This is a genomic window from Sphingomonas sp. 8AM (assembly GCF_902506455.1).
Taxonomy (GTDB): domain Bacteria; phylum Pseudomonadota; class Alphaproteobacteria; order Sphingomonadales; family Sphingomonadaceae; genus Sphingomonas.
In genome coordinates this window covers 1,617,882-1,640,127 of the sequence record NZ_LR733844.1, presented here as the reverse complement: position 1 = coordinate 1,640,127, position 22,246 = coordinate 1,617,882, and the positions used below count along the sequence as shown (strand labels likewise).

The 22,246-nt window shown below is 65.4% G+C and carries 19 protein-coding genes and 1 tRNA gene; 12 read left to right on the top strand and 8 right to left on the bottom strand.

Features of this window, described 5'->3' with window-relative positions:
• Positions 1–42: 42 nt before the first annotated feature.
• Positions 43–1,446 (top strand): Na+/H+ antiporter NhaA, encoded by a 1,404-nt coding sequence (nhaA, locus tag BACI71_RS07775; protein ID WP_159757208.1) that lies wholly within the window; start codon positions 43–45, stop codon positions 1,444–1,446.
• Between the two features lie 64 nt (positions 1,447–1,510).
• Positions 1,511–3,007 (top strand): HWE histidine kinase domain-containing protein, encoded by a 1,497-nt coding sequence (locus tag BACI71_RS07770; RefSeq protein WP_159757205.1) that lies wholly within the window; start codon positions 1,511–1,513, stop codon positions 3,005–3,007.
• Between the two features lie 12 nt (positions 3,008–3,019).
• Here the strand turns inward: BACI71_RS07770 and BACI71_RS07765 are convergent, their stop codons facing one another.
• The gene (locus BACI71_RS07765) at positions 3,020–3,487 is read right to left on the bottom strand and encodes an EF-hand domain-containing protein (RefSeq protein ID WP_159757202.1); all 468 of its coding nucleotides are present in this window, start codon (positions 3,485–3,487) and stop codon (positions 3,020–3,022) included.
• Between the two features lie 66 nt (positions 3,488–3,553).
• On the bottom strand, positions 3,554–4,225 hold the full coding sequence (locus tag BACI71_RS07760) for a squalene/phytoene synthase family protein (RefSeq protein ID WP_159757199.1): 672 nt from the start codon (positions 4,223–4,225) through the stop codon (positions 3,554–3,556).
• Between the two features lie 78 nt (positions 4,226–4,303).
• Here BACI71_RS07760 and BACI71_RS07755 point away from each other — a divergent pair, with 78 nt between their 5' ends.
• From BACI71_RS07755 to BACI71_RS07745, 3 genes are all read left to right on the top strand, one after another.
• Positions 4,304–5,989, top strand: coding sequence for a TadE/TadG family type IV pilus assembly protein (locus BACI71_RS07755; RefSeq protein WP_159757196.1), 1,686 nt, complete (start codon positions 4,304–4,306; stop codon positions 5,987–5,989).
• 20 nt (positions 5,990–6,009) lie between these two features.
• Positions 6,010–6,597, top strand: coding sequence for a TadE/TadG family type IV pilus assembly protein (locus BACI71_RS07750; RefSeq protein ID WP_159757193.1), 588 nt, complete (start codon positions 6,010–6,012; stop codon positions 6,595–6,597).
• 62 nt (positions 6,598–6,659) lie between these two features.
• On the top strand, positions 6,660–7,268 hold the full coding sequence (locus BACI71_RS07745) for a pilus assembly protein (protein WP_159757190.1): 609 nt from the start codon (positions 6,660–6,662) through the stop codon (positions 7,266–7,268).
• Between the two features lie 27 nt (positions 7,269–7,295).
• Here the strand turns inward: BACI71_RS07745 and BACI71_RS07740 are convergent, their stop codons facing one another.
• Positions 7,296–8,714: a pyruvate dehydrogenase complex E1 component subunit beta gene (locus BACI71_RS07740; protein ID WP_159757187.1), complete on the bottom strand. Its 1,419-nt coding sequence runs from the start codon at positions 8,712–8,714 to the stop codon at positions 7,296–7,298.
• 1 nt (position 8,715) lies between these two features.
• On the bottom strand, positions 8,716–9,774 hold the full coding sequence (gene pdhA, locus BACI71_RS07735; RefSeq protein ID WP_159760994.1) for a pyruvate dehydrogenase (acetyl-transferring) E1 component subunit alpha: 1,059 nt from the start codon (positions 9,772–9,774) through the stop codon (positions 8,716–8,718).
• A 113-nt stretch (positions 9,775–9,887) separates the two neighbouring features.
• Here pdhA and BACI71_RS07730 point away from each other — a divergent pair, with 113 nt between their 5' ends.
• The 3 genes from BACI71_RS07730 to BACI71_RS07720 are packed head-to-tail and all read left to right on the top strand — an operon-like array spanning position 9,888 to position 13,418.
• On the top strand, positions 9,888–11,243 hold the full coding sequence (locus tag BACI71_RS07730; RefSeq protein ID WP_159757184.1) for an MFS transporter: 1,356 nt from the start codon (positions 9,888–9,890) through the stop codon (positions 11,241–11,243).
• Entirely contained in the window at positions 11,240–12,160 is a 921-nt protein-coding gene (gene cysK / locus BACI71_RS07725) for a cysteine synthase A (protein WP_159757182.1), read from the top strand. Before BACI71_RS07730 ends, cysK begins: the two co-directional genes overlap by 4 nt.
• Positions 12,161–12,182: 22 nt before the next feature.
• Positions 12,183–13,418 (top strand): cell wall hydrolase, encoded by a 1,236-nt coding sequence (locus BACI71_RS07720; protein ID WP_159757179.1) that lies wholly within the window; start codon positions 12,183–12,185, stop codon positions 13,416–13,418.
• A 382-nt stretch (positions 13,419–13,800) separates the two neighbouring features.
• Here the strand turns inward: BACI71_RS07720 and BACI71_RS07715 are convergent, their stop codons facing one another.
• From BACI71_RS07715 to BACI71_RS07705, 3 genes are all read right to left on the bottom strand, one after another.
• Positions 13,801–14,367 (bottom strand): FKBP-type peptidyl-prolyl cis-trans isomerase, encoded by a 567-nt coding sequence (locus BACI71_RS07715; RefSeq protein ID WP_159757176.1) that lies wholly within the window; start codon positions 14,365–14,367, stop codon positions 13,801–13,803.
• 103 nt (positions 14,368–14,470) lie between these two features.
• Positions 14,471–14,677: a 30S ribosomal protein S21 gene (gene rpsU, locus BACI71_RS07710; RefSeq protein ID WP_007404630.1), complete on the bottom strand. Its 207-nt coding sequence runs from the start codon at positions 14,675–14,677 to the stop codon at positions 14,471–14,473.
• A 133-nt stretch (positions 14,678–14,810) separates the two neighbouring features.
• Positions 14,811–15,638, bottom strand: a complete 828-nt coding sequence (locus tag BACI71_RS07705) for a carbon-nitrogen hydrolase family protein (protein WP_159757173.1) — start codon at positions 15,636–15,638, stop codon at positions 14,811–14,813.
• Between the two features lie 119 nt (positions 15,639–15,757).
• Between BACI71_RS07705 and cysS the strand changes: the two genes are divergently transcribed.
• The 4 genes from cysS (at position 15,758) to BACI71_RS07685 (ending at position 19,616) form a co-directional block, all read left to right on the top strand.
• Complete coding sequence (cysS, locus tag BACI71_RS07700; protein WP_159757170.1) at positions 15,758–17,185, top strand: cysteine--tRNA ligase; 1,428 nt, start codon at positions 15,758–15,760, stop codon at positions 17,183–17,185.
• A 22-nt stretch (positions 17,186–17,207) separates the two neighbouring features.
• Positions 17,208–17,987: an SDR family oxidoreductase gene (locus tag BACI71_RS07695; RefSeq protein ID WP_159757167.1), complete on the top strand. Its 780-nt coding sequence runs from the start codon at positions 17,208–17,210 to the stop codon at positions 17,985–17,987.
• A 60-nt stretch (positions 17,988–18,047) separates the two neighbouring features.
• A complete protein-coding gene (locus BACI71_RS07690; protein ID WP_328804016.1) occupies positions 18,048–19,427 on the top strand; it encodes a class II 3-deoxy-7-phosphoheptulonate synthase in 1,380 nt (459 codons plus the stop codon).
• A gap of 114 nt (positions 19,428–19,541) precedes the next feature.
• A tRNA-Glu gene (locus tag BACI71_RS07685) sits at positions 19,542–19,616 on the top strand.
• A gap of 553 nt (positions 19,617–20,169) precedes the next feature.
• Here BACI71_RS07685 and BACI71_RS07680 read toward each other — a convergent pair.
• Positions 20,170–22,161 carry a methyl-accepting chemotaxis protein gene (locus BACI71_RS07680; protein WP_159757161.1) on the bottom strand — a complete coding sequence of 664 codons (1,992 nt, stop codon included), beginning with the start codon at positions 22,159–22,161 and terminating at the stop codon, positions 20,170–20,172.
• Between the last annotated feature and the right edge of the window lie 85 nt (positions 22,162–22,246).

Here is a 22,246-nt window from a genome sequence, read left to right as displayed (position 1 = left end):
CGGGGTGAGCCGTATAGCCTTAATACACGATCGAGGAACTTCATGGCGCTCACCCCGCGCCTATCCGGGCAGGTTGCTGCCCGGGCGCATCATTCCGGCGCGGCGCGCCTTCTCAAACGTGCCGCGCCTTTCTTCGCGATCGGCGAGGTATCCGGCGGACCGTTGCTGATCGCCTCGCTGATTGCGCTTGTTCTCGTCAACTCGCCGCTCGGCGCCGCTTACGAGCAGATCTGGGATACCGACCTGCGGCTGAGCTATGGTGGCGAGGGCGTCGCCATGCCACTGGCCGAATGGGTCAACGATGCGTTGATGCCGTTGTTCTTCCTCATCATCGGCACCGAGGTCAAACGCGAGTTCAGCAAGGGCTCGCTGTCGTCGATCAAGACGGCCGTGCTGCCCGTCGCCGGGGCGATTGGCGGTCTGGTGGTGCCAATCGGCATCTATCTGGCCTTTAATTACGGCGCACCAACGCAACATGGCTGGGGCGTCGTCGCGGCGATGGACACCGCGTTCAGCCTGGCGATCGTCGCGATGTTCACGACGCGGTTACCGGGCGCCGTCCGCGCGGTGCTGCTCGCGTTCGCTGCCATCGACGATGTCTTCGGGCTGCTGGTCATCGCGGTCGCATATACCGAGACCCTGCAAGTCACCTACCTGCTGCTCGCAGCGGCGGCGTATCTGGGCATCCTGCTGTTGCAGCGGCTCGGGTGGGTGGCATCGGTCGCCTATGTGGTGCTCGGCACCACGGTGTGGGTCGGAGTGCTCGGTTCCGGCGTTCATCCGACCATCGCGGGGGTCGCGATCGGCTTGCTGTTGCCGACCAGCTCGCGTCTGTCGGAGGAGCGCTTCGCCGAGCGCGTGCAGCGCCCCGTCGACCGGCTTCGCCGCGCGCAACGTGTGGCGACCACCGCCGACGACGACGCGATCGCCGAGCGTGGACGCGAGGAGGCGCAGAGCCAGCTCGGTTACATCCATGAAATGGCGGCGGCGACCGACGAGCCAGCCGAGCGGCTGGTGCGGATCCTGACACCCTGGGTGTCGTACCTAGTTCTGCCCTTATTCGCGCTGTCGAACGTGCGGATCCATCTCTCGGCCGATCTGATCGGAGCGGCGCTCCAATCTCCACTGGCGTTGGGGATCGTCGCCGGACTGGTGATCGGCAAGCCGGTCGGCTTCTTCGCGGCCACCTGGGCGGCCGCGGCCGTCGGCGCCGCGCGGCTGCCAGACGGTGTCACGTGGCGGATGATCGTCGGGATCGGGGGTGTCGCGGGAATAGGCTTCACGATCTCGCTATTCATTGCCGAGCTGGCCTTCGCCGGGGGGGCCGGCACCGAGATCGCCGCGCTCGGCATCCTCGTCGCGTCGCTGGTCGCGGGGCTGTTCGGCTATCTGATCCTGTGGAGCGCCGCCAGCCACGGCACGCCGAGTGATCCAGCAACGGATTAAAATCGTCGTTCCGCTGCGGCAGCGCATTGTCCCGCCCTTCTTACTGATCTAGGTTGGAAGCATCTTGGATCGTTCTCCTCTCGCCCCCCGTCCGGTCGCTCCGTTCGTGCCGTCTCCCGAGATCGGCGCAGCGGTGGCGGCATTCGCCCGCACGCTGGACCCGAGCGATCCGTTTTTTGCGGCTGTTGCGCATTCGATCACGCCGATGGTGGTCAGCGATCCGCGCTTGCCTGACAATCCGCTGGTATTCGTCAACGCCGCCTTCGAGGCGCTGACCGGGTTCCCGGCGGTCGAGCTGATCGGTCGGAACTGCCGCTTCATGCAGGGTCCGCTGACTGCCGACTCCGACATCCAGCGTTTGCGTGACGCAATCGCGCGGCGCGAGCGGATCGAGATCGACCTGCTCAACCACCGTCGCGACGGGACGCCGTTCTGGAACCGGCTGATGGTCGCGCCGGTCTTCGACTCCAACGGCACGCTGCTTTATTTCGTCGCCACGCAAACGGACGTGACGATCGAGCGATATCGCCTGCGGCAGTTGCAGGACGACCGCGACGCACTGACCGCCGAGGTCGCCCGCCGCGAGACTGCGCTGGCCGAGCGCGAAGCCCGGCTGGCGATGGCGCTGAAGGCGGGCGGGCTCGGGACCTGGACGGTCGCGCTGCCCGAGGTGAGCCTGACGGTGTCGGCCGCGTATCTCGACAATCTCGGGCGCCCGGCGGACGAGGTCTCGACGTTCAGCTTCGCCGATTTCGAGCAAAGCCTTCACCCCGAAGACTATCAGCGGGTCTGCGCGGCGCTGACCGATACGATCGATCATGATTTGCCCTACGACATTGAATATCGCGTGCTGACCCCGGCGGGTGAGCAGCGCTGGATCCATGCACAGGGCGCGCTGCAACGGCGCGCCGACGGGACGCCGCTGGCGCTATCAGGATTTTCCGCCAACATCTCGGTCCGCAAATTTGCCGAGGAGCATCGCGGGATCCTCGCACGCGAACTGACGCATCGCGTGAAAAATACGCTGGCGACGGTGGGCGCGGTCGTCAGCCAGACGCTGCGCGACGCCAGCTCGCTGGCCGAAGGGAGGCGCGCGGTCGCGGGGCGGATCGCCAGCCTTGGCACGGCGCACGAGTTGCTGGTGCGCGACGAGGTCGAAGGCGCGGCGATCAGCGAGATCGTCGAGCGCGTCCTCGCACCGTTCATCGACGCTGGCGGCCAGCGCTTCGCGATAGCGGGACCGGCTGTTCGTCTCTCGCCCGAGATCACGCTGGCGCTGTCAATGGCGCTCCACGAGCTGGCGACGAACGCGATCAAATATGGCGCGTTGTCGGTCCCGGAGGGATCGGTGCAAATCAGCTGGGCGCTGGCGGGCAGCGCCGCCGAGCGCCGCTTCCGCTTTGCGTGGATCGAGCGGAACGGCCCGCTGGTCGTCCCGCCGACCAGGGTCGGGTTCGGAACGCGGATGATCGAGCGGGTGCTCGCCGGCCGGGTGAGCGGTACCGCGGCGATGCGCTACCCACCCGAAGGTGCGCGGTTCGAGATCGAGGCGCCGGTCTGAGCGCGGTGCCGCTCATTCCTCGGACTTTGCAGTATCGTCACAGCGGCGCGCAGGACGCGATGCCTTGCGCGTCGGGGCGGTTTTTGCGAACTCGGCGGCGTCCATCGCGCCGGAGTGATCGCGATCGGCGTCCGTGAAGCGCGTAACGGTCTTGATCGCCCATTCATCGAAGGTCAGGCGCCCGTCGCCATTGCTGTCGAGCTTGGCGAATGCCTTGCGACGGGGCACCAGATATTCCTCGCGGCTGATCCGGCCGTCGCGATCCTTGTCGTAACGCTCGAACCTTTTCTGCTCGCGGGTGCGCGCCGGCGCCTCTGGCAGCGTCGTGACCGCAGGATCGTCCGGTGCAGTTGCCGCGGGTGCGCCCACCGCGGCAACCTGCTTCGACAACCCGTCCGGATGGGCGTCTCCGTCGAAGATCAGCCACCCTGCCCCGACCAGCGACAACGCTGCGAGACCGCCCACCAGATACCGCCACATGCCCCCATGCTCCCCGTTGCGATCACCGGCACGCTAGCGTCCGAACAGGCCGGTGCAAGACGACGATCAGCGTCCAGTGACCCGATGCCACAACAGCCGCGCCGCGCGAGCCGGATGACCGTGTGGTCGCGGCCGGGCTGCCAGATCGAGCCGGGCAGTCTGCGCCATCGCACCGATTGCACGCGCTGCGGCCGGCCAGCGAAAGGCGCGTGTGATCTCAAGCAGTTCCTGCGCCATGGCGCGCGCCAGTGCCGCCTTGTCGGGGGCTTCGATATGCCGCGCCAGGTCGACCAGCGCCCAGCCCTCGCCTGACGTTGCGACCGCAGGATCGTCGACGCCGACGATCGTTCCGATCGCGGCGAACAGCCCGCCGCCACGGTGCGTGGCATAAGCAAGCATCGCGTCGCGGTTCAACGCCGGTTCGAGCAGCGCCTCCCACCCCTCGACCAGCGTGGCGAGTCGCGCGCCGTTCACCCGCGGAACGACATCACGGGCAAGTGCCTGCAGGACCGGCTCGGCAGGCGGTGGCGCCTCGTCGAGCGCCGACAGTGCGGTGTGCCACCACGTCAGCCGCATCTGTCCAACCATCGGCTCACGCGTCGTGCGCAGGATGTCGGCGAGCCGGTCGTCGAGCCCCCACAGCGCGGCCAGTGCGGGGCGCTGCTCCGGCGCCGCATAGGTCATCGCCAGCGTGCGTTCGGGGTCGGTTCCGGACCCAATAAACGGCTGATTAACCATCAAAGTTTAGCAGTCCTTACCTGTTCCTGCTCCATGGCTTCACGCCCTAGCGATCTGATGTGTAACGAGAAAATGCGCGTGTCGTTTCTCCTGTCGCGTACCCTGCCCCGCCTGCTGCGCGACGTTGCCGGCAACGTCGCGATCATGGCGGCGTTTGCAGTCATCCCGCTGCTGGCGATGATCGGTGGCGCGATCGATACCAGCCGCACCTATATGGCCTATACGCGCCTGCAACAGGCCTGTGATGCCGGAGCGCTCGCCGGCCGCAAGGCGATGTCGAACGTTACGCGGCTTACCGACGCCGAGAAGGCCAAGGCCAGCGAGTTCTTCCGTTTCAATTTCCCAGCCGGCACCTATTCGGCGGAGCAGATCAATGCGGTCTACGACAAGGCTGCGGACGGCGTGGTCGTCGGCCGGGCTTCGCTGTCGATGCCTACGACGCTGATGCGGATGTTCGGGTTCGGGTCGATCCCGGTCACCACGACGTGTCAGGCGGAGCTGAACATCCCCAACACGGACGTCATGTTCGTGCTGGATGTTACCGGCTCGATGGCGGCGACACCATCCGGTCAATCGACCAGCAATCAGACCCTGACACGCATCTATGGCTTGAAACAAGCCGTCAAAGACTTTCTGGCGGCCCTTGGCCCCGGTGCGACGACGGGGGCCGGTCGAATCCGCTACGGGTTCGTGCCCTACGCGCAGAACGTCAACGTCGGCCGCGTCATCTACCGGCTCAATCCGAGCTATATCGCCGGCGGCGCCGGGGATGAGAACGTCAATTTCCCGTCTCGGCGTGGGGAGTACCGACGTCAGACCTGCCAGAATAGCTCTGGGGGGTATTACAACTGCGACTATGTGCAATGGTATTGGACGAGCCTTTCAGTAAATACCAAAAGCTGGGTGCAAACCGGCAATCAAATCACAAATCCGGCGTACTGGCAGGGTAACCCGACCGGCCAGAACGATGGTGCACCTGCTTCGTTCGCCTGGGACGGCTGCATTCGAGAGGCAAGCACCGTGCAGGGCATCGATGGATCGTCCTCGCTTGAGGCGCCCGCCACTGCGTACGACCTGCAAATCGACCTCAAACCGAACAGCGCTGCAACGCGCTGGAAGCCGGCATTGTCACAGCTTCAATATCATAACGCGACCTATAACAACCGTCTTCTCAGCGTGTCCTATAGCTGCCCACAAGAAGCCAGCCCGCTGCAGCAATATACAGGCGATTACAACCCGACCTCCAAGACATCCGCAGCCTTCAATGCCTACGTCGACACGCTCTTTCCAACCGGAAAGACCTATCATGACATCGGGCTGGCTTGGGGCGCCCGTTTCCTTGCTCCAGCAGGAATATTCAGCGCGACCAACTCAGATGCAGTAGCTCCGGGGGGATATCAGGTCTCCCGCCACATCGTGTTCATGACTGATGGGCAGCTTGATACAGAAGGGACCATCTCGGACGCCTGGGGTGTGAACTGGATGATGGACAAGGTCCAGCCCGACAATGCGGTGGCGCCAGCAGACGCGAGCGAGGACCGGATCTATGCGAGCCATCTCCGCCGCACCCAGATCATCTGCAACGAAATGAAGAAGCGCGGCTTCATCATCTGGATCGTGGGTTTCGGGACCGAAGGGCTGTCGCAAGAACTGAAGGAATGCGCGACCGATCCGGACCATTGGTCAATCGCCTCCGATACAACGGCCTTGCGGCGTTCCTTTGCCAAGATCGCGCAGACGATCGGCGGATTGCGACTGTCGTGACGATCGGTGCACGAAGGTCCTTGCGGGCGTTGTTCCGCGCGCGTGACGGCGCGACCATGGTCGAGTTCGGGCTGGTGGTGCTGCCGTTCTTCACGTTGGTGATGGGCGCGCTCGACCTTGGTTATCAGGTCTATCTCAGCGCGCTGACCAACGGCGCGATGGAGCGGGCGGCGCGCAAGGCGACGGTCGGGAGCATCAGCAAGGATCAGGTGGTGACCGTGATCCGCTCGGAGGTCCGCACGATCCTGCCCAAAGGCACCCGCGACGATCCGGCGGCCGTGACGGTGACACCGCTCAGCTACACCAATTTCGCTTCGGTCGGGAAAGGCGAGCGGATCGTCGCCGACACCGCGCCGGTCGGTCAGTATAATTCGACCGATTGCTACGAGGATCGCAACAACAACGGGCGGTACGATGCCACGGTTGGCGGTGGTGACGACCTCGGGAGCGCCGACGACGTCATGTATTATGATGTGCTGGTGAAGGTACCGCGGCTGTTCCCGCTGGCCAACGCGATCGGGCTCGGCCCGTTCGCGATCGTCGACGCACGGACGCTGATCCGCAACCAACCCTATGGCGATCAGCAAATCCGGGTTCGCTGCTCGTGACTCCCGCAGCAACCAGCCGGCGCAACTGGCGTCGGCTCGTCGGCGACCGATCGGGCGTTGCGATGCTCGAATTCGCGCTGTCGCTCATCTTTCTGGTGCCGATCGCGATGATTGGGATCGAGCTGGCCAATCTGGCGGTGGTGACGCTGCGCCTGAACCAGCTTTCGATGATGGTGGCCGACAATGTCGCGCGGTACCGCGGCAGCATCGACGAGGCGCAGGTCGACGAGGTGATGACCGGGGTCGCGTTCGCCGGGCGCAACATCGACTTTGGTGGACGCGGGCGCGTCATCGTCTCGACAATGGAGAGCAACGGACAAACCGGCACCCAGACCGGCTACAAAATTACGTGGCAACGCTGTTTCGGTGCCAAGAACGTCGCCTCCTCCTTCGGTCTGGAAGGGGCGGGAGCAACCGACGCCACACTCGCGACCGGCATGGGACCCGCGACAAACAAGGTGAAGCCGGTCGACAATTCGGCGCTGATCTTCGCCGAGCTGCGCTACACCTACCAGCCGATCGTCGGCCGCGGCTTCATGGCGCCGCGCGAGCTGTCGTCGTTGCAGTCGTTCACGGTGCGCGACCGCTCGTCACAGACGTTGACGAACAGCACCAACATGACCGATGCGCAACGTCGGCTGTGCGACGCCGCGCACCTCTCCGCCACCTGAGCGGCGGCGAAGAGGGCGGGCCTTCATTTAGCCGCGGTAGCAAACCTTCTTGACCGTCTTGACGATCTTGTCGGTCGAGATCAGCGCGAGCTTCTCGAGATTGGCGGCATAGGGCAGCGGCACGTCTTCGTTGGTGACACGCAGCACCGGCGCGTCGAGGTCGTCGAACCCTTCCTCCATCGCGATCGCCGCGATTTCAGACGCGATCGAGCAGGTCGGCCAGCCTTCCTCGACCACGACCAGACGGTTGGTCTTGGCGAGAGACTTGAGCACGGCCTGCTTGTCCAGCGGACGCAACGTGCGCAGGTCGACGACCTCCGCCTCAATCCCCTCGCCCGCCAGCTTCTCGGCCGCTTCGAGCGCCAGCCCCACACCGATCGAATAGCTGACGATCGTCACGTCCGTGCCCTGACGCATGATCCGCGCCTTGCCGATCGGGAGTACCCAGTCGTCGAGCTTGGGGATCTCGAACGACCGACCATACAGCAGCTCGTTCTCGAGGAACACGACCGGATCCTGGCTGCGGATCGCGGCCTTGAGCAAACCCTTGGCATCGGCGGCATCGTAGGGCGCAATCACGATCAGCCCCGGCACCGAGGCGTACCACGGGCCGTAGTTCTGCGAATGCTGCGCACCGACGCGGCTCGCCGCGCCGTTCGGACCACGGAATACGATCGGGCAGCGCATCTGGCCGCCGGACATGTAATTGGTCTTGGCCGCCGAGTTGATGATGTGATCGATAGCTTGCATCGCAAAGTTGAACGTCATGAACTCGACGATCGGCTTCAGCCCGCCCATCGCCGCGCCGGTGCCGACGCCGGCAAAGCCATATTCGGTGATCGGCGTGTCGATGACGCGCTTGTCGCCGAACTCGTCGAGCAAGCCCTGCGTAACCTTGTAGGCGCCCTGATATTGCGCGACTTCCTCGCCCATCACGAACACGCGCTCGTCGGCACGCATTTCCTCGGCCATCGCGTCACGCAGCGCTTCGCGGACCGTGACCTTCACCATTTCGGTGCCGGCCGGAATCGCCGGGTCGGTGACTTCCGCCTTGTGCGCCGCCGCCTCGAACAGCTGGCGTGCGCCGGTGTCGACCTTCTCCTGCGCCGGGTGGGCCGAGTCCTCGACGGTGTCGGCCTTCTTCTCATCGGCCGGCGCGTTCGCGGCGGGCGAGTCGTCCTTGGTGACAACACCGGCGTCCTCGCCCTCACCGGCGAGCTGCATAATGACCGTGCCAACCTTTACGCCGTCGGTTCCCTCGGCCACGAGGATCTTCGCGACGGTGCCTTCGTCAACGGCCTCGAATTCCATGGTCGCCTTGTCGGTCTCGATCTCGGCCATGATGTCGCCCGACTTCACCGTGTCGCCTTCCTTGACGAGCCACTTGGCAAGCGTGCCCTCCTCCATGGTGGGCGACAGCGCCGGCATCTTGATGTCGATCGCCATCTCAATACTTCTCCACCAGAATATCGGTATACAGTTCGGCCGGATCCGGCTCCGGCGTGCTTTCGGCGAAATCGGCCGACTCGGCGACCTGCTTGCGGATGCGCTGCTCGACCGCCTTGAAGTCCTCTTCCTTGACTCCGTGGCCCTCGGTCAGCAGCTTTTTCACGTGCTCGATCGGGTCGGACTTGTCGCGAACCGCCTGCACTTCGTCGCGCGAGCGGTACTTGGCCGGATCGGACATCGAGTGGCCGCGATAGCGATAGGTCTTCATCTCCAGGATGATCGGCCCCTTGCCCGCGCGGACCCACGCCAGCGCTTCCTCGGCGGCGCCGCGCGACGCCAGCACGTCCATTCCGTCGACCTGGATGCCGGGGATACGGAAGCTTTCGCCGCGGCGATACAGCTGATCCTCGGCCGAGGCGCGATTGACGCTGGTGCCCATCGCATACTGGTTATTCTCGATCACGAAGATGATCGGGAGCTTCCAGAGCTCGGCCATGTTGAAGCTTTCGTACACCTGACCCTGGTTGGCCGCGCCGTCACCGAAATAGGCTAGGCACACCCCACCGTCGTTGTTGTACTTGTGGCTGAACGCCAGCCCGGCCCCGAGCGAGACCTGCGCGCCGACGATGCCGTGACCGCCGTAGAACTTGTGCTCGACGCTGAACATGTGCATCGAGCCGCCCTTGCCCTTCGAGATGCCGGCCTGACGTCCGGTCAGCTCGGCCATGACGTCCTTGGGCGGGATCCCGCACAACAGCATGTGGCCGTGGTCGCGATAGCCAGTGATGACCGAGTCCTTCTCGGTCAGCGCGGACTGAAGACCGACCGCCACGGCTTCCTGCCCGATATACAGGTGGCAAAAGCCCCCGATCAGGCCAAGGCCGTACAGCTGCCCGGCCTTCTCCTCGAAGCGGCGGATCAGCAGCATGTCCTCGTAGAATTTGAGGAGTTCGTCCTTGCTCGCTTCATAAGGGCGCGGCTCGGCGGGACGCTCGCGATTCGTTTTCTGCGGGTCGGCAGCCGGTGCTTCGCTGCGTGCTGCTGGGGCTTTTGCCACGATGGACACTACCTCGTTTCTTGAAAGACGTAGCGGCCTATAGCCACGGCACGGCACAGACTGCAAACCCCACCGGCTTGCAAGGGATTGGGGCGCGGTCTAGGCGGACGTCGATGAGTGCGCCGGACCCCTCGCCTGCCCCGCAGCATCCGCTGCGGATCGCCAACTTCCGCGCCTATTGGCTGTCGCGCTTTGCCGGGACGATCGCGGTCAGCGCGCAGGCGATCATCATCGGCTGGCAGGTCTACGGCATCGCGCGCGAGACGATGGACATCCGGCAGGCCGCCTTCATGCTCGGCATGATCGGGCTGGTACAGTTTATCCCCTTGTTCCTGCTGACCCCTGTCGTCGGGCTGGTCGCCGACAGCGTCGACCGCCGCTGGATCGTGCGCGCGACCACCGCGCTGCTCGTCGTCAACGCGGCAATCCTGGGCATGCTGACCTGGTCGGGTAATCTTTCATTGCCGGCGCTTTTCTCCGCTGCGGTGTTGATCGGGATCGCGCGCGCCTTTTCCGGACCGGCTTATTCGGCGCTCGCTCCTAACCTCGTTCCCAAGGAAAGTCTGCCGACCGCGATCGCGATCTCGTCGATTGCATGGCAGTTCGGGACGGTCGCAGGGCCGAGTATCGGCGGCCTGCTCTACGCGATCCATCCCGATGTCGCTTATGGCGTGATCTCGGCCTTGCTCGCGCTGGCACTGGCCACGATGTTCCTGATCGGGAAGGTACCGCAGCCGCCTTCACAAAAGGACCGCCGTCCGGTCCAGCGCATCCTCGACGGTTTCTCCTATGTGCGTCGTAACCGGCTGGTTCTGGCTGCGATTACGCTGGACCTGTTTGCGGTGCTGCTGGCCGGTGCGACGGCGTTGCTGCCGATTTATGCCCGCGACATCCTGCACGTTGGCGCCAGCGGGCTCGGCTTTCTCGCGGCCGGCATGGGGATTGGCGCTGGGACAACCGCAGTATGGTTCTCGTTCCGACCGATGAAGTCGAACGTCGGCGTCAAAATGCTGAGCGCGGTGGTCATCTTCGGATTGGCGATCCTCACGTTCGGCATCGCCACGCAGGTGACCGAGGCGCTCGGCATTACGCGCGTCGGCGCGGAGGGCGCGATCCGGGTCGATTTCGTCATCAGCCTGATCGCGCTGATCGTCGCGGGCGGCGCGGACATGGTGTCGGTCTACGTCCGAACGTCGCTGATCCAGCTTCACACGCCCGATGAGATGCGTGGACGGGTCAGCGCGGTCTCGCAGCTGACGATTTCGGCGTCGAACGAGCTGGGCGAAGCGGAGAGCGGCTTGCTCGCCTCGCTGCTGGGCCCGGTCGGCGCGGTGGTGTTCGGCGGAGTCGGCGCGATCGCGGTGACCTTGCTCTGGTCCCGACTGTTCCCGGAACTCCGCCGCGCGCGAACCTTTGATCCGCCCGACATGATCGATACCGTCCCACAACATGGAGTAGCGCAGCCATGAAGGTTCAGAACGTCCTCGCGACGATCGGCAACACGCCGCATATCCGCATCCAGAAGCTGTTCCCTGGCTCCGAGGTCTGGATCAAGTCCGAGCGGGCGAACCCCGGCGGCTCGATCAAGGACAGGATTGCACTGGCGATGATCGAGGCGGCGGAAGAGTCCGGCGCGCTTCAGCCCGGCGGGACGATCATCGAGCCGACCAGCGGCAATACCGGCATCGGTTTGGCAATGGTCGCCGCGGTCAAGGGCTACAAGCTGATCCTCGTCATGCCCGAGAGCATGAGCCTTGAGCGTCGCCGCCTGATGCTCGCCTATGGTGCCCAGTTCGACCTGACGCCGCGTGAGAAGGGCATGAAAGGTGCGATCGAGCGTGCGCTGGAGCTGGTCGAGCAGACCCCGGGCGCCTGGATGCCGCAGCAGTTTGAAAATCCGGCGAACATCGACGTGCACGTTCGCACCACCGCGCTGGAAATCCTCAACGATTTTCGAGACGCGCCGATCGACGTCCTCATCACCGGTGTTGGCACTGGCGGGCACATCACCGGCGTCGCCGAGGTGTTGAAGAAGGAATGGCCAAACCTGAAGGTCTATGCCGTCGAGCCGCAGGCCTCGCCGGTGATCGGCGGCGGTCAGGCCGGGCCACACCCGATCCAGGGGATCGGCGCCGGCTTCATCCCGGCAAACCTCCATACGCAGGTGCTCGACGGCGTGATCGAGGTCGATGCCGCCGTCGCCAAGGACATGGCGCGGCGCTCGGCGAGCGAGGAAGGGCTGCTGGTCGGCATTTCGTCGGGCGCGACGCTGGCGGCAATCCTGCAGAAGCTGCCCGATCTTCCGGACGACGTGCGGGTGCTCGGCTTCAACTACGATACCGGCGAGCGCTACCTGTCGGTACCGGATTTCCTCCCGGAGAATTGAACTGCGCGAACTGAGCTGGACCATGCGCGCGATCCTTGGCGGAATCGCGACGTCGGCGCTTGTAATTCCGGCGCTGGTCGCGCGCCGTGCGCCTGCCGTGCCAAGCGCGATCGCGGAAAAGGTCGTGCGGCCGCAGCGTGTTGCGGTGGCGGGCGAGGTGCCGGCGGTCGAGCCGGTCGAGCTTCAGGACCTGACCCCCGAGGACGCGCGAACCTACAATGCGGCGATTCCGTTCGTTCGCGGTCCGCGGCCTGCGGCGCGCCCGTTCCTGTTTGCCGGAGATGACGAGCAGCGCGCGCGCGCGACCGACTGCCTCGCGGCCGCTGCCTGGTATGAGGCCGGCGACGATCCAGTCGGTCAACAGGCGGTCGTGCAGGTGGTGCTCAATCGTCTGCGTCATCCGGCCTTTCCGAAGACGGTGTGCGGCGTGGTGTTCCAGGGCCAGGAGCGCGCGACCGGTTGCCAGTTCACCTTCACCTGCGACGGTGCGCTGACGCGCCGGCCATCGGAGCCGGCGTGGGAGCGCGCACGGCAAGTGGCGACCAAGGCGCTGAACGGCGCGGTGTTCGCGAAGGTGGGCTACGCCACGCATTACCATACCGACTGGGTAGTGCCCTATTGGAGCGCGAGCCTCGACAAGCTCGCCGAGGTTCACACGCATCTGTTCTTCCGCTGGACCGGTTGGTGGGGTACGCCCGCGGCGTTCCGGCGCACCGTCTCGAGCGACGAGCCGATCATTGCGCTGCTGGGAGCCATTTCGCCGGTGCACCGGCTGGGCGACGCGTTGCTGGAAGCTGGGGACGCCGTGGCTGCCGCCTCGCCGCTCGTCGCGGCGCCGCCGATCGCGACGAGCGCGATCGCGGGCGAACCCGACAGCTTCACTGCCCTGCTGAGCGGCGGCGCAGCCGAAAGCTATCCGGCGGTAGCGAAAGCGGCGTGTGGCGCGCGTCCAAGGTGTAAGTTCCTCGGCTGGACCGACCGGACGATGCTGCCCAACGGTGCCGCAATGACACCGGTGCAGATGGCCGGCATGTCGTTTAGCTATCTGCGCGACAAGGACGCCGGACTGGAGCGCGAGCTATGGAACTGCCGCGAGTTTCCGCGCACCGGTCCGGGATTGTGCATGCGCCGGCAGGTAGTGCCGGTCGCAATGCCGACCAGTGCGCCGGTGCTGCGCGGGACCGTCGGACTGGAAGGGGTGCGTCGACGCGAAGAACAGGTGCCGGCGTCTACGCCCGGGGCGATCAAGCTTCCCTGAGCCGCATCCTTGTCGCGGGAGCGGCGCTGCGACCTTCGCCGCATCTCGCCACTGCTTACGTGTTTCCGAATTCCGCTTACAACCTGGTCCGCCAGATCACGGCGGCTGGAGGCGTGGCCACGTGACAGAAGAGAGGCGCCGTGGATTTCTGCCGCGCTCATCCGGATCGTGGGGGCGACACGTTTACCGTCTCAATCGTCATGGCCCGCGAGGCACTGCAATAGCGAAAATTGCGGGACTTGGTTTGTCACTACGTCCGATGAGCGTAAATCAAGACGCGTCTTGCGGTCAGATCTCGGCTGACGCCAGGTGCATCTATCTCAACGACATACGAAAAGGGCGACCCGCAGGCCGCCCTTACCTAGCTCCGAAGCAAACCGTATCAGCGCCCGCCGGGCGCCGGCCCAGCCGGACCGCCGGACGCGCCGCCCGGCCCACCCATGCCCGGCATTCCGCCCATCATGCTCTGCTGCATCTGCATCTGGCGAACGGTTGCCTCGGGAAGGAAGTCCTGCAGCTCGACATCGAAGACGAGCGTCGAATTGGCAGGGATCGGGCCGTTGGCGCGCGCACCATAGCCGAGTTCCGGCTTGATCCAGAACCGGTACTTGGCGCCCTTGTGCATCAGCTTCAGGCCTTCGGAGAAGCCGGGCACGACACCCGCAACCGGCAGCGGGGTCGGCTGCTGCGACTTGTCGAAGACCGTGCCATCGACCAGCCGGCCCTCATAATTGATGAGCGCGACATCAGTGTCGGTCGGCTGGCTGCCCTTGCCTTCGCCGGCCTTGAGCACCTGATACCGCAGCCCCGAAGCGGTCGTCGCGATCCCGGTGCTCCCGAGCCGCGCCAACGTCACGCCCGCGACCAGAGCGATCAGCAAGCCCACCACCAGCCACAGCACATACGCGCGCCGGACGGGCGCAATCGGAACGGCGGTGACAGTCGACATCGGCGGGAAACCTCAGGCTTGCACGCGTCGAGGCCACGACGCGCTGGCAGAAACGGGGTGAGCGCAGCACCGTGTCGAACGGCGCTGCAGTCAACGCAGCGTCTTACCGCGCGCCATCACGCTCCGCACGCTTGCGCTCCAGCTTGCGCGCACGACGCACCGCCGCCGCACGCTCACGCGCACGCTTCTCCGACGGCTTCTCGTAGTGCCGGCGCAGCTTCATTTCGCGATAAACGCCCTCACGCTGCAGCTTCTTCTTGAGCGCGCGAAGGGCTTGGTCAACATTGTTGTCGCGAACGATGATCTGCATTGGAACCTTCAACTCCGGATCAAACAAGTAATGCGGCGGCGAGCGAGGCCCGCGCCGAACACTCCGGCCCTAGCAGCAAGTGCCCAGTCCCGCAAGCGTTCACGTCCCGCAAGCGTTCACGTCCCGCAAGCGATCACGCGATCCTGATCGGAGCGGTTACGACACGGCGGTGCTTGAGCGCGGGCACGCGGCTGCGCACGTCCTGAACGCGTACCGGGTCGATGTCGGCATAGCCGATCCCGGCTGCCTCGCCCATGTCGAGCAACACCTCGCCCCAGGGATCCACCACCAGCGAGTGGCCGTAGGTGGCGCGGCCGTCTTCGTGCTCTCCCGTCTGCGCCGCCGCGACCAAATGGACGCCCGCCTCGATCGCGCGGGCGCGCAAAAGCACATGCCAGTGCGCAGCGCCGGTCGGGCGCGTGAAACTGGCAGGAACCGACAGAACATGTGCGCCGGCGTCGGTCAGCGCGCGATACAGATCGGGAAAGCGCATGTCGTAGCAGATCGACAGGCCCATCGGCCCAAGCGGCGTGCCGACCACCACCGGTCGGTCGCCAGCGGCATAGCTCGCCGACTCGCGCCAGCTCTCGCCGTTCGGAAGGTCCACATCGAACAGATGCATCTTGTCGTAGCGCGCGCGGATGTTGCCGATCGCATCGATGACGAAGCTGCGATTGGCGAGCCGGCCGTCGGGTCGGCGGAGCGCGAGCGAGCCCAGGTGAACCCAGACCCGCGCCCTCACCGCCGCCTCGCGCACCGCCACCAGCACGCGATCCTCGCCCTCGCGGACCAGCGACGGGGCCGCGCGCGCGCGGTCGCGATCGAGCAGGCCCGACATCTCCGGCGTAAAGACCATCGCGGCACCGGCGTTCCCGGCTTCGTCGATCGCCGCCACCAGCGCGGCCGCATTTTGCGCAGAATCGATCCCGGTCGTGGTCTGAACGACGGCAATCTTCGTCACATGGGGCTCCTTGCTGCTGCACGCTCCGGAACAGCAAGCGCATCACATGCGCAAGTGTTGCATCGCGGCAACATCTGCAAACGGTTGGCGCAGCGGGGCGGGCGGATTAAGAGCGCGCCATGACCGGCATTCCCCTCATCCTTTACAACAGCCTTTCGCGACGTGCCGAGACCTTCGCGCCGCTCGATCCTGACAACGTCCGCATCTATTCGTGCGGCCCGACCGTCTATCATTATGCGCATCTCGGCAATCTGCGGGCCTATGTGTTCACCGACACGCTCAGCCGGACGATCGCGTGGAAGGGCTGGCGGCTGACGCATGTCATCAACATCACCGACGTCGGCCACCTGACTTCCGACGCCGACGCGGGCGACGACAAGATGGAAGCCGCGGCCCGGGCAAGCGGTCGGGACATCTGGGCGATCGCGCGGCATTACACGGACGCCTTCCGGCAGAACCTCGCCGACCTGAACGTCCGCACGCCGACGCACATGCCGCTCGCCACCGATCACGTCGGCGAGATGATCGCGTGGGGCGAGAAGATCGCGGACCGCCATTGCTACCAACTGGCCGACGGGCTGTATTTCGACACGACCAGCGTTCCCGATTACGGCCGACTCGCGGGAACGGCTGACGATGCTGCGCATGGGCGGATCGAAACGGTCGCCGGCAAGCGCCACCCGCAGGATTTCGCGATCTGGCGCACCACCCCGCCGGGCGAACCGCGGCAGATGGAGTGGGACTCGCCATGGGGGCGCGGGGCGCCGGGGTGGCATCTCGAATGTTCGGTGATGGCGGCGAAATATCTCGGCCCGTCGTTCGATATCCACACTGGCGGGATCGACCATCGGGAGATCCACCATCCCAACGAGATCGCTCAGAACCAGGCGCATTGCGCGTGCGCGGACACCGGCGCGACCTTCTGGATGCACAACAACTTCCTCGTCGATCGCACGGGAAAGATGAGCAAATCGTCTGGCGACTTCCTGACCTTGTCGCGCGTGGTGGCGCGCGGCTTCCACCCGCTTTCCTACCGGTTGATGTGCCTGCAGGCGCATTATCGCAGCGAGCTTGAATTCTCGTGGGAAAATCTGGCGGCGGCGCAGGTGCGTCTCAAGCGCTGGGTGCATGCGGTCGAAACATTGCGCCCGCGCGCCGGCGACGCCGGCAAACCGGCCGCGTCCTATCTCGACCAGCTCGACACTGCGCTCAGCGACGATCTCGCGACCCCGCGTGCCTTGCCGGTGCTCGACGCACTGCTGGGCGACAAGAAGGTCGCCGCCGCGGATCGGATGGCGACGCTGCGCGCGTTCGACGAGGTGCTGGGGCTCGACCTCGCCCGCCTCGACCGCGCGACGCTGCGCGTACGTCCGGCCGACGCGCGGATTGACGAACCGGCAATCGCAGCGCGATTGCTCGAGCGGAAGGAGGCACGCGCGGCCAAGGACTTCGGACGCTCCGATGCGATACGCGACGAACTCGCCGCTGCCGGCGTCGAGGTAATGGACGGCGATCCGCTCGGCTGGGACTGGAAGCTGCCGGGCTGAGCGAGCGAGAAGGAGGATCGAAATGGATCTTGGACTGACCGGGCGAACGGCGATCGTTTGCGCATCTAGCCACGGGCTGGGGCGCGCCTGCGCGGCTGCGCTGGCGCAGGCTGGCAGCAGGGTGGTGCTCAACGGTCGGGACGCGGCCGCGCTCGGGGCGACGGCCAGTGAATTGCGCGACGCTGGCGCCAATGTTCTGACGGTCGTGGGCGATGTCGGCGAGGAATGCGTGCAGCAGGCGTTGATCGACGCGGCGGATGGTCGGGTCGACATTCTCGTCAACAACAATGGCGGTCCGCCGCTCCGCGACTTTCGCGCGCTGGACGGCGCTGCGATCCATGCCGGAGTTGACGCCAATATGGTGACTCCGATCCGGCTGGTGCAGAAGGTGATCGACGGCATGATCGAGCGCCGCTTTGGGCGGGTCGTGTGTATCACCTCCGGTTCGGTGAAGGCCCCCGTCCCCGGCCTCGACCTTTCGAGCGGCGCGCGAGTCGGGCTAACGGGATTTCTCGCCGGCGTCGCAAGACAGGTCGCGCACGCCAATGTTACGATCAACTTCCTGTTGCCCGGTCTGTTCGAGACCCGGCGGCTGGCGGGCGTTCATGCCTTCAACGCGCAAACGAACGGCGTGTCGGTCGAGGAAGCCGCGGCGAGCGCGCGCGCGCGCATTCCGGCGAAACGCTTCGGCGACCCGCAGGAGTTCGGCGATGCCTGCGCCTTTCTCTGCGCGGCCTCGTCCGGTTTCATCACGGGGCAAAGTCTGCTGATCGACGGCGGCGCCTATCCGGGCGTGTTGTAAAGAGGAAGTTGATTGCGACCCGCCTATGGTTGGTCCAAGGCGCAGGTCTTATTTGGAAGGATGAATACCATGGCCACCTGGGCCCCGCACAGCTGGACAAATGCCGAAGCGCGCCAGCTCCCCATCTATCCTGACGCGGCCGCGCTGGATGATGCGACCCGGCGGCTGGCCTCCTTCCCACCATTGGTCTTTGCCGGTGAGGCCCGCAATCTGACCGCTGACCTCGCCAAGGTGGCGGACGGAAAGGCGTTCCTTCTGCAAGGCGGCGATTGCGCGGAAAGCTTCGCGGAATTCCATCCCAACAACATCCGCGACACTTTCCGGGTAATCCTGCAGATGGCGGTGGTGCTGACCTTCGCCTCGAAATTGCCGGTGGTGAAGGTCGGGCGCATGGCCGGACAATTCGCCAAGCCGCGCTCGGCCAATACCGAGACGATCGATGGCGTCGAGCTGCCCAGCTATCGCGGTGACAACGTTAACGACATCGCCTTCACCGCGGAGTCGCGCGTCCCCGATCCGGAGCGAATGATCCGTTCCTACGCGCAATCGGCGGCGACGCTGAACCTGCTGCGCGCGTTCGCGCAGGGTGGCTATGCGAACCTTCACCAGGTTCACCGCTGGACGCACGACTTCATGGGCCGCAGCCCGTGGGCGAAAAAGTACGCCGAGACCGCGGACCGGATCGGCGAGGCGCTCGACTTCATGGAAGCGTGCGGGATCAGCCCGGACACGGTGCCGCAGCTCTCGCAAACCACCTTCTACACCAGCCACGAGGCGCTGCTGCTGCCGTTCGAGGAAGCGCTGACCCGGCAGGATTCGTTGACCGGCGACTGGTACGACACGTCGGCGCATTTCCTGTGGATCGGGGACCGCACCCGGTTCGAGGGCTCATCGCACGTCGAGTTCCTGCGTGGGATCGGCAACCCGATCGGCGTGAAGTGCGGGCCATCACTCGATCCGGATGCGCTGCTGCGGATGCTCGACACGCTCAATCCGCAACGCGTGCCGGGGCGGATGACGCTCATCACGCGCTACGGCTACGACCAGATCGAGGCTCATCTGCCGAGGCTGGTGCGCGCAGTGAAGCGCGAAGGGCATTCGGTTGTTTGGAGCTGCGATCCTATGCACGGCAACACGGTCAAGGCGACCAGCGGCTACAAGACGCGACCGTTCGAGCGCATCCTGTCCGAGGTGCGTGGATTTTTCGCGGTTCACCGCGCCGAGGGCACGCATGCCGGCGGTATCCATGCCGAGATGACGGGGCAGAACGTTACCGAATGCACCGGCGGCGCGATCGACGTCACCGAGCAGAGCCTCGCTGATCGCTACCACACGCATTGTGATCCGCGCCTCAACGCCGGGCAAAGCCTGGAGCTCGCGTTCCTGCTGGCAGAGATGCTGAACACCGAGATGGCGGAGCGGCGCAAGGCGGCGGCCTGAACGGTGGCGGCGCCACAACGTGCACGCCGGTAGGCTGCAAAAGCGCGGGCAGTCGCTAAAGTCGCTTGACGCGCCTGCCCCCGCCTCCTAACAGCGCGCCTCAACACCGCGCTCGGCCCCTTCGTCTAGCGGTTAGGACGTCGCCCTCTCACGGCGAAAACACGAGTTCGATTCTCGTAGGGGTCACCAGCGGCGCGCGGAGTGTAGGCGGAGTTGCCGAGGCGGCCGCCTGTCAACATTCACAAATCGTACGGCATATGACGTTGCACGGCTAAGTGGATTGTTTCGATCGCTCGACGCGGATTGCTGACTGCCACGCCACATCGACCGGCCGCTGACGTGTAACAGCTCGCGTCCAGAATGTTCTTGAGGTTGAACGGAAGCGTTATCCGCCGTGCTGCCGGTTGCGCACTGCAGGTGAGGAACGCCCTGGTTGCGACACAGGCCGGGAGTCGGAAGCTCTTGCGCCGTTGCCTGGCCGATATTCAACGTGGCGCCCGCTAACTCGACCCGATCAGCGCGATCGCGAGCTGTGGATTGAGCAGCAGTTTTCTTTGCGACGATGTTGATGACGCCGCCGGGATTTATGCTGCTCCAAAGCAATTAGACCCGCCGCGCGATCACTTGGACACTCTGCGACGCGGCTTTGAACCCCCGGCTTGCACCAGCAGCATGCCGTTGCGCGTCGCCGACCCGTCGCAATTGCCATCGAGGCCGCGCTTCGTCACCGTAGTCCCGCTCCTCACGCTCCCCGCGATCTTGGCGCCGTCAGGCGGTTGCGACGGCCCGTTCGAGCGCCGGATGGCCGCGGGAGTGCAGGAGGTTCGGGGATGGTTCGCCAACGCGGGTTGACATCGGACTCGACGTCGGTGGCGGGGGAGAGTGGCGGCTGCGCGAGGCGGACGCCATCGGTAACCCTTGATCGAAGGCGAAGCGAAAGGCTGGTCGAAGACGCAGCACCCCTACCCGCTTGCACTGGCGCGGTGACCACGCGTTGCTGCCGGTTGTGAGGCGGCGCGCGATGCACCGATGGCGCGACATGCAGCCGGAAGCGGGCGATCTGCTGCATCATTTCGTCGACTTCGCCGGCCAGACTGCGCGCGGCGGCGGTCGCCTGCTCAACCATCGCGGCATTCTGCTGTGTCACGCCGTCCATCTCGGCCACGGCCACATTGATCTGTTGCAGACCCGTGGACTGTTGTTCGGCGGAGCTGGCGATGGTCGCGATCAGTTCGTTGACCTCAGTGATCTTGCGGATGATACGATCCAGCGCTCTCCCCGCCTCGTCGACCAACTCGACCCCCGCGGAGACCTGCGCCGACGACGCCGTGATCCGTGTTTTCACATCCTTGGCCGCATCCGCCGACCGCTGCGCGAGCGCGCGAACCTCGGAGGCGACGACGGCAAAGCCCCGACCGGCATCCCCGGCGCGCGCAGCCTCGACCCCGGCGTTTAGCGCGAGCAGGTTGGTCTGAAAGGCGATCCCATCGATGACGCTGATGATCTCGCTGATTTCACTCGAGCTACGTTCGATGCCGCCCATCGCCTCCATGGCTCGGCGCACGATCGCGCCGGATCGCTCGGCCTCCACGGCGGCGTCGCGCACGGCGGCATTCGCACTGAAGGCGTGTCCGGCCGTGCTCCGTACCGTCGCGGTGATCTCGTCCATCGCCGCAGCGGTTTGTTCGAGCGAAGCGGCCTGTTGCTCGGTGCGCCGGGACAGGTCGTCCGACGCTTGCCAGATATCGCCGGTGCCGCTGTCGATGCCTGCAGCTGCCGCAGCGACTTGCGCAAGAGTGTCATGCAGGGCTGCCGCGGCCTTGTTGAAGTCGGCGCGCACCTTCGCGTAAGCATCGGGGAAGTCGTCGACGATCTGTGACGTGAGGTCGCCGTGCGCCAGCGCGGCGAGCCCGCTGGCCAAAACCTCGGTAACGCGCGCCACCACGAGCGTCTTCTGCTGCTCGGTTTCGATCACCGCGCAGCGGAACTCGTCGACGGCGCGCGCGATCTCGCCGATTTCATCCTGTTGATCGAGATGCGGCATCGTCACCGCGCCCTGCTGCGTCGCAAGCGAGGGCAGCGTGTTCGCCAGCCGCCGGATCGGTGCGACCACTTGGCCGGAAATGATGTAGAGCGACGCCGCCAGCACGCCAACCGCCGCCACGATCAGCGCCGTCATCAATAATCCGCTAAGATGCGCCGTCGCGCTGGCGTCATTCCCGGCCTGGGTAGCGACCTTCAGCTGAACGTCCACCAGCTTGGCGATGGCGGCCGAAACCGGATCGATGGTCTGGTAAAGCCGCGTCCGTACGAAGCGATCCAGCGCCGGGCGGTCGCCATGATCGAGGATCGACTGCAACTCGTCGACACGATCGTCCGCTGCGCGCATCCGGGCCTCGGCGACGCGCGCCAGCACTTCCTCCTCCGGAACGACCTTGGTCAGCGTGTAGGCCCGCCAGCTTTCATGCAGCGCCTCGCTCCCCTTCCGCACCTTCTCGGCCGCTTCCTCGAACGACATATTCCCGTTGCGTGCCTTGTGCGACGCATTGACGATGTCGACCGCATATCTGTCCGCGACGATCTTCAGGTCGCGCATCGGCGCAACGCGGTCCTGAACGATCGTGTCAATCGCCGCCTCGCTCGTGCTCATGCTCCAGAACGCAAAACCGGCGAGGAGCGCGATCGACACCCCCAGGCCCCACAGGGCAGCGAACAATTTGGCGCGAACGGTCATGACGCAAATATAGCAGGCCGACGGCCCGTACCGATCAGCGTGGCGCGATCAGCGCGGGGCGGCGACCGCGGCGCTGGCCCAGTCT

What these genes read in the sequence shown, in the direction of transcription:
- nhaA (WP_159757208.1), top strand. Translation starts at nt 43, where the DNA reads ATGGCGCTCACCCCGCGCCTATCCGGGCAGGTTGCTGCCCGGGCGCAT.
- BACI71_RS07765 (WP_159757202.1), bottom strand. Translation starts at nt 3,487, where the DNA reads ATGTGGCGGTATCTGGTGGGCGGTCTCGCAGCGTTGTCGCTGGTCGGG.
- BACI71_RS07760 (WP_159757199.1), bottom strand. Translation starts at nt 4,225, where the DNA reads ATGGTTAATCAGCCGTTTATTGGGTCCGGAACCGACCCCGAACGCACG.
- BACI71_RS07745 (WP_159757190.1), top strand. Translation starts at nt 6,660, where the DNA reads ATGCTCGAATTCGCGCTGTCGCTCATCTTTCTGGTGCCGATCGCGATG.
- BACI71_RS07740 (WP_159757187.1), bottom strand. Translation starts at nt 8,714, where the DNA reads ATGGCGATCGACATCAAGATGCCGGCGCTGTCGCCCACCATGGAGGAG.
- BACI71_RS07730 (WP_159757184.1), top strand. Translation starts at nt 9,888, where the DNA reads ATGAGTGCGCCGGACCCCTCGCCTGCCCCGCAGCATCCGCTGCGGATC.
- cysK (WP_159757182.1), top strand. Translation starts at nt 11,240, where the DNA reads ATGAAGGTTCAGAACGTCCTCGCGACGATCGGCAACACGCCGCATATC.
- BACI71_RS07720 (WP_159757179.1), top strand. Translation starts at nt 12,183, where the DNA reads ATGCGCGCGATCCTTGGCGGAATCGCGACGTCGGCGCTTGTAATTCCG.
- BACI71_RS07715 (WP_159757176.1), bottom strand. Translation starts at nt 14,367, where the DNA reads ATGTCGACTGTCACCGCCGTTCCGATTGCGCCCGTCCGGCGCGCGTAT.
- rpsU (WP_007404630.1), bottom strand. Translation starts at nt 14,677, where the DNA reads ATGCAGATCATCGTTCGCGACAACAATGTTGACCAAGCCCTTCGCGCG.
- cysS (WP_159757170.1), top strand. Translation starts at nt 15,758, where the DNA reads ATGACCGGCATTCCCCTCATCCTTTACAACAGCCTTTCGCGACGTGCC.
- BACI71_RS07695 (WP_159757167.1), top strand. Translation starts at nt 17,208, where the DNA reads ATGGATCTTGGACTGACCGGGCGAACGGCGATCGTTTGCGCATCTAGC.
- BACI71_RS07690 (WP_328804016.1), top strand. Translation starts at nt 18,048, where the DNA reads ATGAATACCATGGCCACCTGGGCCCCGCACAGCTGGACAAATGCCGAA.
- BACI71_RS07680 (WP_159757161.1), bottom strand. Translation starts at nt 22,161, where the DNA reads ATGACCGTTCGCGCCAAATTGTTCGCTGCCCTGTGGGGCCTGGGGGTG.